The following is a 10,493-nucleotide window of genomic DNA, read 5'->3' on the forward strand; positions in this document are numbered from 1 at the left end:
TTGTCGGCGCCCTCTTCAACTCCCTTGAGGTCTTTGGTGAAAAGCACACGAAAGGGTGATCGCTCACACCGTCGCAATTGACGCCTTATCGAAAAGAAATGGGCTCTCTTCGGGGAGTTGTGTGCAGAGGAGGACGGGAAGCGTGCGTGCGGTTGTCATCGCCACCTGGTACGCAGGGCCGTGAGGAGATACGCGCACAGCAGTGCCGCGAGCGACAACACCAGCGAGCCGCCCACCGGTTGAGCGAGGATCCGCGCGGCTGCGAGCAGATACCGCTCCCCTCCGAAGGGCCACTGCAACAGGAAGACCTCCCGCATCCGCAGGGGAAAGTCGGCCGCCAGCCGCACGGCCGGGCCCTGCAGCGCCTTGTGCACGACGGGCACGAGGAGGACGGGTACGGCGAGGACGGCGGCCAGCCCGGCCGTCGTGGACCGGAACACGCCGGCCGCCAGCACACCGGCCCAGGCGCAGCCGACGACCAGCCCGAACCAACTCGCGGTCGCGGGAAGCCAGTCCGTGGGAACTTCCGTCAGCTCTCGTCCGTAGACGATGTAGAGCACTTCGGCGTCGCAGCCCACCGTGAGGAAGGCGATCAGCATCGCGGTGGCTCCGGAGACGAGCAGTTTGGCGGTGAGCAGTCCCAGTCTGCGGGGGACGGTGCCGCGGTCCGCCGCGAGGGCGGGGTGGCGGAACTCGTCTCCGAAGGCCAGCGCGCCGAGCAGCCCCGCCGCGAGTGCCGCCGGGGGCAGCGGCAGCTGGCGCGGCCAGGCCGCGAACAGCCGCGCCTGAGGGGTGTGCCCGATCCGCGCCAGGAGTACGGCGATGAGCGCGGACACGACCAGCACCGCGCCGCAGGTGAGGAAGCCGGTGCCGATGCCGGCGGCGCGCCGGAGCTCATAGCGGAGAGGGCGAAGGGGGCTGGGGGCGGGGCGGACGGAGATGGGAGGCGGGAGAGGAGAGGATGCGGTGACGGTGCGGACGGCGTCGGGACGGGCGGTACGGCCGGTCTGAGACTGCCGGACGCCGGGGTTTCTGGCCCCGGGGAGAAGGGTGCGGGCGGCGGCGATGGTCGCTGCCGCGGCGCCGGTGCCACCGGTCTGCGGCTCGGCGTGCGACGCGGCTCCGCCGAGGCCGGTCTCACGGACGAAGGATGAGTGCGGGGACCAGCCGGGGGCCCCGTCCGGAGCCGCGTCGGCCGTGCTCTTTTCACCGGCTGCGGTCAGGCTGTGCGCCGCGCCGTCGGCCGAGGAGGCGGCGGCGGTGGTCATCGGGCGGTTCGGCTCGGCCCCTTGGCCAGGGGATCGGCCGGGGTCGGTCCGCCTGTCGCCGCCGCCGGACCCCCGCTCAGGCTCCGAGGGGCCGGACGCCGAGCGCCCTTCGCCGACCAGGTGCGCGCCGGTCACAGCCCGCTCCGCAGCGGGCGCCGACGAGTCGGCCGGGGTGCGCTCCCACTGTCCCAACGGATGCCCGGAGGCCGTGGCGTTCCCGGACGACAGGCCCGGCGCCGGGTTGTCCGGCTCCGGTGCGGGCCGGTCAAGGGCCGCCGCGGCCGCTGCCGGATCGGGCGCCGCGGTGTCCGGCTCCCCCACCGGCACCACGGCGCACTGCTCCGCCGCCGGCAAGCCGGCCGTCGCGCTCTCCCGCGCTGTCGCCGGCCTTGCGGACGCAAACTCCGCCGGCGACTCGTCCACGGCCCGGCGCGGGTTCTCGGAGGAGCCGACGCGTGCGGCCGAACCGGATTCCAGCGCGCTGTGGCCGGGCACCGCATGCCCGCGCCCCGTCCCCGCACGGCCGGTCGAGGCATGCTCCCGCTCCACTCGCCGGACGTCGGAGGACCCCGGGTGCCGCTGCGCCGCTCCACGCTCCGGCCGCGCCTGCCGCTCGGCCGGCGGCGAGTCCGGTACGGCCTGGCGGGACTCGGCGGAGGACGTCCCGCCGTCGCCCTCGGCTCCGGCGCCCGGACCCATGTCGCCCACCTCGTCGGCCAGTTGATGGACGAGGATCCCGTGGCGGAAGGCGATCTCGCCGACCTCGGCGGTCGTGCTGCCGTACACGGAGAGGCGGTTGCCGCCCTCGCGTACGACCTCGACGGAGCGGCGGGCGGTGCGGGCGTCCTTGGTGAGCAGGGCCGCGAGGCGTGTGACATGGGGGCTGCGGACGGCCACGCGTGGGCGCAGCCGGGTACGGGCGAACGCCCTGGCCTCCTGGTCGGCGACGAGTCTGCCACCGTCGAGCGTGACGACCCGGTCGGCGATGCGCGCGGCCTCCTTGGGGTCGGCCGTGGTGAACAGCACCGTGCCGCCCTGGGTGGCGTGGGCCCGCAACATGCCGTGCAGCCACTGGGCCTCCCGGGCGGAGAGACCGTCCGCGGGTTCGTCCAGTACAAGCGTGTGCGGGTCGGGCAGCAGGGCGCAGGCGAGGCCCAGTCTGCGGTCCATGCCGCGTGACAGTGTGCCGAGGCGCTCCTCCCGGAGGCTGACGAGACCGACCACTTCGAGGACTTCGTCGGCTCGCCGCGCGGGAACTCCCGAGGCCGCGCACAGCATCCGCAGATGGCCGCGGACCGAACGGGCCGGATGGCCCGGTACGTCACCGAGGAGGACGCCGACTTCCCGCGACGGATGGGCGATCCGGTGCAGGGGACGGCCTCTGAAGTAGGTGATGCCGCGCCCGGGTTGGAGTTCAAGCATCAGTTTGAGCGTCGTCGTCTTGCCCGCATCGGCGCTCCCGAGGAGCGCGGTGACATGCCCGGCACGCGCTTCGAAGGAGATGTCGTCGACGGCGGGCGGATGCGCCTTGCGGGGGTTGCTGGTCAGTCCGAAGGCCTGGATCACCTGCAGCAAGATAGCGCGACATATCCGTTTTTTCCGGTATAAGGCGGCTTGTGCGGCAAGGCTGTGCGACCGGGCCGCGTTCTTGTCCGCCGTTCGATGGAACCGGCGCTCAGCACGATCCCCCCGCGTGCCTCACCGCTGAACGGGGCCGCCGCCCCGTGGGTCACACCTCGGGGCGCAGCATCGGCGGGTTGAGCAGGGTGGCGCCACCGGCTCGGAAGAGCTGGGCCGGGCGGCCGCCCTGGCGCGTGGTCGTCCCTCCCGTCGGGACGAGGAATCCGGGAGTGCCGGTGACCTTGCGGTGGAAGTTGCGCGGGTCCAGCGCCACGCCCCACACCGCCTCGTACACCCGGCGCAGCTCCCCGACGGTGAACTCGGGCGGGCAGAAGGCGGTGGCCAGTGACGAGTACTCGATCTTCGAGCGGGCGCGTTCCACTCCGTCGGCGAGGATCTGGGCGTGGTCGAAGGCGAGCGGGGCCACGGGTTCGCCGTCGCGGCCGTGACCGCCCTGCTGGAGAAGTTCCTCGACCGGGGCCCAGCGCGCGTTGCTGGCATCACCGCCGGCACGCGGTGCGGGCAGGTCGGGCGCGAGCGCGAGATGCGCGACGCTCACCACGCGCATACGCGGGTCCCGCTCGGGGTCGCCGTAGGTGGCGAGCTGCTCCAGGTGGGCGCCGTTGTCCTGGGCCGGGGCCGAGGGGTCGTGGGCGCACAGCCCGGTCTCCTCGGCCAACTCGCGTGCCGCCGCCTGGGACAGGTCCTCGTCGGCCCGTACGAAGCCGCCGGGCAGCGCCCAGCGCCCCTGGAAAGGGGGCTCGCCCCTGCGTACCGCGAGCGCGCACAGGGCATGGCGGCGCACGGTCAGCACGACCAGGTCCACGGTGACGGCGAAGGGTGGAAAGGCTGACGGGTCGTAGGGCATGCCGCGATCATAGTCGTCTGCCTGACGATAAACACTCCTCTGGTCGGCCGCATCGGTCACGGTTCGCTGCGTGCGGCGACGGCGTTCGGGGCCCTCTCGCGTGTCCGTCGATCCGGTCGCGTCGTGCTAGGTCGCCTTCCGCGACGGGGGCTTCACGCGCCCAGTTGCAGGTCGTCCGCCGCCTCCTCGACCATCGCGAGTCCCAGTCGGCTGACGCGCACGGCGAAGGGGGCGCCCGCGACGCGCAGCCCGCTGAGGCGGAGTTCCCCGAGCGGGGCGCTCCGCACGGGACGCAGGGTCACCGTGCGGGCCGGGGCGTCGGGGCGGATACCGGCGAGAGCCGTGAGCAGAAGGATCACGGAGGCCGCCGCGGTGGCCGCCGGGCGGCAGGCGGCGGGGTGCGGAAGGGGTGCGGCGCCGGCGGAGCGCTGTTCACCCGCGAACATCTCCGGCAGCCGGTGACCGAAGTGTTCCGCCGCTTCCAGCAGCCCTTTCAGCAGGCCGGTTCCCTCTCTCTCGTAGCCGGCGACCGCCAGTCCGGCGACTGCGAGGGCGGTCTCCTGCACTCGCACGGCCCCGGTCCAGTGGCCGAAGGGATTGTGTCCCGCCTCCTTGGCGCCGAGGCCCCGCAGCCCCCAGCCCGCGTCCATGGCGGGGGTGCCGAGCAGCCGGGCGAGGTGTTCGGTGTGCACCTTGTCGAGCAGGCCCGGGGCAAGCCGGCCGGCACCGAGCAGACCCGTGTCGAGGAGGTGGACGGCGGTGGCGGTCAGGTGGGGCACGGGCCGGCCGTCCGGTGTCAGGGCCGCGGCCGGGCGGCCACCGCCGCGGTCCTCGACCCAGAAGCCGGCCTGGAAGGCCGTCCTGAGGGTCTGGGCCCACTGGCGTAACTCCGTGGCACCCGGTCTGTCATAGGCATCGAGGAGATCGGCGCCGAGCAGGGCGGCGCGATGCGCGTGCGCCTGGGTCTCGCAGCGGGCCGGGCCGCCGGGGCGGGGGTCGGACAGGTAGGTGCCGTCGCCGACGGTGGTACGCAGCCAGGTGAGGCATCGCTCGGCTGCGGGCAGCAGATCCTCCGTCTCCTGGTCGGGCAGCCCCCAGCGGCGGGCTTCGGCGAGCAGGGCGGGGAAGAGCAGTGTCGCCTCCGTTCCCGTGCAGCTCGGCGGTAGGTGGGGGCCGGCGTCGCGTCGTGGGCCGGGAATCAGGCCGGCCCGGGGCCCTGGCCCCCGGAGCTGGATACGGGCCAGGGCGCGCAGGGTGCCTGCGGCGAGGCGGGTACCCAGGGGCAGCGCCATCCGGGCGGCGGCGAGGGCCTCGGCCGGGGCCATCGCGCAGCGCCAGGGGGCGCCCGCCGCGAGGTAGGTGTCGGTAGGGTGCGCGGGGTCCCGCAGGAGCAGTGCCCGAAGGTCCGCGACGGCCGAGTGCAGCAGCGGGGCCGGGCGGGGGTCGTCACCCTCCGCCCGCGCGGGAGCCAAGGGGCTGGTGGCGGCGTGTCCCGCGGGCCGAAGTGGGCCTGCCCCTTCGAGCCGCACCCGCAGTTCCACGGTGGCCTTCCCGCCCGGTGGCAGTTCCAGTTCCCAGCGCAGCAGTCCGGCGGACGCCAGGGCGTCGGAGGGGGGCGGTTCGGCCGTCACGCAGACGGCGGCGTCGGCGGTGGCCCAGCGCAGACCGGAGTCGTGGACGCTGGCCGGGAGTTCGGGACCGGACGCACCGGCGGCGATGACGCCTAGTTGCGCCAGGTCGGTGCCGAGGGCGACCTCGACGGGCAGGCGCAGCGGACGCGGGGCGGCATTGCGGAGCGTCACCCGTTCGGTTCCGTCGGCATGGCGTGTGCGCTCGACGACGACATCAGGGTCGGGCCCGGCTGCCCGGGAAGCCCGCAGCGTGCCCACGAAACGGGCGCTGTCGGCTCCGGTCATCCTGGCCTGCACCGGCAGAGGTTCACGTCCTGCCACACGGACCTGGCACCGGGAGAGCAGCCGCCTGCCACCTCGGTAGAACCCGTCCAGTCCGCACCCGGCCAGCTGTCCCCGCTCGCCGGAGATGGCGAGCCCCGGCAGGGCGACGCAGATCAGTGCCGTGTGTGTGGACGGCAGCTCGGTCGCCGGTCGGCTGTCCGGGGGTGTGCGTGGGGGCGGGGCCACGGCAGGCTGTCGGGGCGGCGGGGAGGTGGTGGAAGCCTGGCCGCTGCCCGTGGCGGGGGGCTGAGGAGGTGGGTTCGCGGACGGCGGAGGTGGCGGGCTGGAGGCTTCCGGCATGCGGAGGCCGGCGACGTCCGTAGCGAACGGCGCGTGCGGGCCCCGGGGCGGACGGCCGCCGGGGGCGGAAGGCGGAGTCGGCTGCTGATGCATGGGGCGGCTTCTTCTGTGCTCGGTGCGGCTCGTACGTGCTGCGCGGCCGGCGGGTCGCGCCAGAGGGCAGGGGCGGTACGGCGGCAGGGCCCCTCCAGGCGTTCCGCCACTCAGGTGAACGGAAGGGAACTCGCCCGGGTCACGGCTCGTACTGAGGAAGCCGACCGAATGACGGCGTGGCCGGCCGGCGTGGGTGTCCGCCGGAGCACTTTCCGCCAGCCGCCGTCGGCGCTGTTGTGGAGGGGCGCTCCTGTGGCGGGCGGGTTCTCGTACCAGTGGGCCTCGGCACGTCGCAGGGCGTTCGCCCCGGGGCCGTGCGGGGCCCCGCGGGAACGGCCGTGGAGCCGCCCGAAGGGGGCGGAGGATGCGGAGGATGCCCCGCACGCCACCGGTCGGGACCCGAGAAGTCGTGGCGAGGGCAGCGAGGAGGCGGCGCCATGGAACAGCGTGGCTGACTCGCGGGCTGGTGCCGAGGCGGGTTCGCAGGAGCACCCCTGACTGTCCGGGGTGGGACAGGTCGGTGCTCATCCGTCCCCCTCGGACCGCCGGCGCCCGCGGTCCGACGAGGCGCCGCTGGTTGTGGCGTCGCCGTTGCCCGCCGCACGTGTGTGCGTGTCGGCCGGGCCGAGGGTGCCGGGGCGGGCGGCTTCGGCGGGTGTCGGGAGGGGGCGGGAGTCGGCCGGCCTCCGGCGGCTTGCCTTCGCCCGGGCTGAGTGGCGGCCGCCGTCGCCGTCCGCCCAGCGCGTACGGCGACGGCGCCGCCCGCTCGCCCGGGAGCCGGGGCTGTGGTCTTCCGCCGAGGTCTCGAGCGCCGAGGCAGGGGGCTGCGGGGGCTCGGCGAGAGCGGGCCGCGCCGCCTCGTCCGGATGCTCCATGGTCTGCGCGGGCGGGCGTGGCGCCCTCTCGGCGCGCAGGCAACGGCGGACGGCTTCGGGGTCGAGTCCCTCGTTGCACGCCTGGTGCAGCAGACGGGCGAAGAGGTAGTCGGGGTCGGCGCCCAAGGCCATGGCCAGTGCCTCGCGAGCCTCCAGTTCGTCACCCGTTGACCAGGCGACCCAGCCCGCGAGGGTCAGCGGTGCGGCGGCGTGCTCGCCGTAGGGCCCGACGCAGCGGCGGGCCAGGGCACGCCAGAGCCGGAGCGCCGGGCCCGCATCCTCCCCCTCCATCCAGGCGGCGGCCCTGTCCCGGGTCGTGCGGTCCTGGAGCCCGAGAATCAGGGTTGCAGCCTCATCGGTGCCCAGCAGCCCGTCGTCACGCACGTCCGCCGGATGCGTGCCGGAGATCGGCGCCGCCGCGGCGAAGCGGCCGATGATCAGCTCGGCGAGACCGAGGGTCTCCTTCGCCACCTCCTCGCGGCTCGTGTCGTCCAGGATGCGGGGCACCAAGCTCATACCGGCCGCGTCCAGGGCGATCTCCTGTTCCAGCGCCGCGGCGGACTCCCAGGGCTGCAGCCTCGCGCGCAGCTCCCTGAGCGTGCCGCGCACCTGGATACCGGCGTAGGTGGCCGCCGCGGCGAGCACGGAGGTGCCGGGCAGGCCCATCGGCGAGCCGTCCTCGGGGCAGCAGTCCCCCGCCGGGCAGCAGTACGACCAGAATCGGCCGTCCGAGATGCACAGGGCCTCGATGACGGGCACGTCGAGGCTGCCGCACTCGGTGCGCATCAGGTGGGCGAGCCTCTCCAGCCGCCGTTTGACGTCCCGGCCGGACTCCCCGGCACCCGGCTCCTGACAGACGTAGGCCACCATCCGCTCGGGCCGGGTGCCGCGCCGCTCGCTGCCGGTCACCAGGCCGCGGGCCAGCTGCCGGGCGGCCGCCTCCCAGTCCTCCTCGTTCGCGGGGATGCCCAGGCGGGCCCGGCCGCCGAACCTGCCGCGGCCTCCGCGGTCGTGCAGGGCGACGAGCACCATGCTGTCCTCCGGGCGGTAGCCGAGCAGGTAGGGCAGGGCGTCGGCCAGTTCGGCCGGGGTGCGCAGAGTGACCTGGGCGTTGTGCTCGGCCGTTCCGTACGGCGGCTCCTGGCCCGGGATTTCGTTGTCCTCGAAGGGTCCGGTGGTTTCGCTGTGGTTCGTCATGCGCCGACGATCTCGCGGATCTTGAGATTCCGCTTGAGCCTGTGGATAAGTCGAATCAGGGACACGACAAGGCCGCCCCCGGCTGTCCACAGACTCGGCCCGGCCCGCCCGGTTGTCGGTCCCGTCCTGTTGTATGGAACGCATGGAGCACACGAGCAACGCGGATCTCCGGGCACAGGCCGACACCGTCCTCGCCCGGCTCGTCGGGGACGCCTCGGGCGCCGCCCGCCTGCGCGAGGACCAGTGGCGGGCGATCGAGGCACTGGTCGCCGACCGGCGCCGGGCCCTGGTGGTGCAGCGCACGGGCTGGGGCAAGTCCGCGGTGTACTTCGTGGCGACCTCTCTGCTGCGGGCCGGGGGAAGCGGGCCCACCGTGATCGTGTCGCCGCTGCTCGCGCTCATGCGCAACCAGGTGGAGGCCGCGGCCCGGGCCGGTATCCACGCCCGGACCATCAACTCCGCCAACACCGAGGAGTGGGAGTCGGTCCAGGCCGAGATCGCGGCGGGCGACGTGGACGTGCTGCTCGTCTCGCCGGAGCGGCTGAACAACCCCGACTTCCGTGACCAGGTCCTGCCCAAGCTGTCCGCGGCCACCGGTCTGCTGGTCGTGGACGAGGCCCACTGCATCTCCGACTGGGGTCACGACTTCCGCCCCGACTACCGCCGGCTGCGCACCATGCTCGGCGACCTCCCGCCCGGCGTCCCCGTGCTGGCCACCACCGCCACGGCCAACGCGCGGGTGACCGCCGACGTCGCCGAGCAGCTCGGCACGGGCGGCGCGTCCGACGCGCTGGTGCTGCGCGGGCCGCTGGACCGGGAGAGCTTGAGCCTCGGCGTGCTGCGGCTCCCGGACGCCGCGCACCGGATGGCATGGCTCGCCGACCATCTCGACGACCTGCCGGGCTCCGGCATCATCTACACACTCACTGTCGCCGCCGCCGAGGAGGTCACCGCCTTCCTGCGGCAGCGCGGGCACACCGTCGCCTCGTACACGGGCAAGACGGAGAACTCCGAACGGCAGCAGGCGGAGGACGACCTGCTCGCCAACCGGGTCAAGGCCCTGGTCGCCACCTCCGCGCTCGGCATGGGCTTCGACAAGCCGGATCTCGGCTTCGTGGTCCATCTCGGCTCACCGTCCTCCCCCATCGCCTACTACCAGCAGGTCGGCAGGGCCGGCCGCGGCGTCGCACACGCCGAGGTGCTTCTGCTGCCCGGCAAGGAGGACGAGGCGATCTGGGAGTACTTCGCGTCGCTGGCCTTCCCCTCCGAGGACCTGGTCCGGCGCACCCTCGATGTCCTCGCACGGGCGGACGGACCCCTGTCACTGCCCGCGCTGGAACCGCTGGTCGAACTGCGCCGCTCACGCCTGGAGACCATGCTCAAGGTCCTCGACGTGGACGGAGCGGTGCGCCGGGTCAAGGGCGGCTGGACCGCCACCGGACAGCCGTGGTCGTACGACGCCGAGCGCTACGCGTGGGTGGCCCGGCAGCGCGCGGCCGAGCAGCAGGCGATGCGCGAGTACGCCGCCACCACCGAGTGCCGGATGGAGTTCCTGCAGCGCCAATTGGACGACGAGGGCGCCAAGCCCTGTGGCCGCTGCGACAACTGCGCGGAACCGCGCTTCACCTACGACCTGTCCACTGCGGCCCTGGACGCCGCGCGGAGCGATCTGGGCCGGGCCGGGGTGGAAGTGGAGCCCCGCCGCATGTGGCCGACCGGGCTCCCGGCCATCGGCATCGATCTCAAGGGACGCATTCCGGCCGGGGAACAGGCCTCGTCCGGACGGGCTCTGGGGCGTCTGTCGGACATCGGCTGGGGCAACCGGCTGCGCCCGCTGCTCGCGCCCCGGACGCCGGACGCCGCCGTGCCCGACGACGTGGCGCGTGCCGTGGTCGAGGTCCTGGCCGACTGGGCCCGGGGTCCCGGCGGCTGGGCCTCCGGTGCGCCCGATGCCCCGGCCCGGCCGGTGGGAGTGGTCACCGTGGCCTCGCGCAGCCGGCCCCTGTTGATCGGCTCCTTGGGCGCGCGGATCGCCGAGATCGGCAGGCTGCCCCTGCTCGGATCGGTGGAGTACGCCGGGGAGATGCCCCGATTGCCGCGCAGCAACAGCGCTCAGCGGCTGAAGGCCCTCGACGGCGCTTTGACGGTGCCGCCCGCCCTGGCATCGGCACTCGGCGCGGCCCAGGGTCCGGTACTCCTGGTCGACGACTTCACGGAGACGGGCTGGACCCTGGCGATCGCGGCGCGGCTGCTCCGCAAGTCCGGCGCGCGCGGCGTACTGCCCCTGGTCCTCGCCGTCCAGGGATGAGCGACGCGT

At 74.1% G+C, this 10,493-nt stretch carries 5 protein-coding genes; 1 reads left to right on the forward strand and 4 read right to left on the reverse strand.

Translation table 11 applies throughout. From position 1 onward, the window contains the following. Positions 1 to 155: 155 nt before the first annotated feature. From AB0B40_RS18910 to AB0B40_RS18925, 4 genes are all read right to left on the reverse strand, one after another. Positions 156 to 2,834: an ATP-binding cassette domain-containing protein gene (locus AB0B40_RS18910; RefSeq protein WP_362264580.1), complete on the reverse strand. Its 2,679-nt coding sequence runs from the start codon at positions 2,832 to 2,834 to the stop codon at positions 156 to 158. Between the two features lie 163 nt (positions 2,835 to 2,997). Continuing rightward, positions 2,998 to 3,756, reverse strand: coding sequence for an NUDIX hydrolase (locus tag AB0B40_RS18915; RefSeq protein ID WP_362264582.1), 759 nt, complete (start codon positions 3,754 to 3,756; stop codon positions 2,998 to 3,000). 152 nt (positions 3,757 to 3,908) lie between these two features. Next, complete coding sequence (locus tag AB0B40_RS18920) at positions 3,909 to 6,104, reverse strand: glycogen debranching N-terminal domain-containing protein (RefSeq protein WP_362264584.1); 2,196 nt, start codon at positions 6,102 to 6,104, stop codon at positions 3,909 to 3,911. Positions 6,105 to 6,628: 524 nt separating this feature from the next. Further along, positions 6,629 to 8,176, reverse strand: coding sequence for a DUF4192 family protein (locus AB0B40_RS18925; protein ID WP_362264586.1), 1,548 nt, complete (start codon positions 8,174 to 8,176; stop codon positions 6,629 to 6,631). Positions 8,177 to 8,318: 142 nt separating this feature from the next. On the opposite strand from AB0B40_RS18925, the gene AB0B40_RS18930 reads away from it, so the two are divergent. Then, complete coding sequence (locus tag AB0B40_RS18930; RefSeq protein WP_345052245.1) at positions 8,319 to 10,484, forward strand: RecQ family ATP-dependent DNA helicase; 2,166 nt, start codon at positions 8,319 to 8,321, stop codon at positions 10,482 to 10,484. The last annotated feature ends 9 nt before the right edge of the window (positions 10,485 to 10,493 follow it).

This window comes from Streptomyces sp. NPDC042638 (assembly GCF_040647235.1).
Lineage (GTDB): Bacteria > Actinomycetota > Actinomycetes > Streptomycetales > Streptomycetaceae > Streptomyces > Streptomyces rameus.

What these genes read in the sequence shown, in the direction of transcription:
- AB0B40_RS18915 (WP_362264582.1), bottom strand. Translation starts at nt 3,756, where the DNA reads ATGCCCTACGACCCGTCAGCCTTTCCACCCTTCGCCGTCACCGTGGAC.
- AB0B40_RS18925 (WP_362264586.1), bottom strand. Translation starts at nt 8,176, where the DNA reads ATGACGAACCACAGCGAAACCACCGGACCCTTCGAGGACAACGAAATC.
- AB0B40_RS18930 (WP_345052245.1), top strand. Translation starts at nt 8,319, where the DNA reads ATGGAGCACACGAGCAACGCGGATCTCCGGGCACAGGCCGACACCGTC.
- AB0B40_RS18920 (WP_362264584.1), bottom strand. Translation starts at nt 6,104, where the DNA reads ATGCATCAGCAGCCGACTCCGCCTTCCGCCCCCGGCGGCCGTCCGCCC.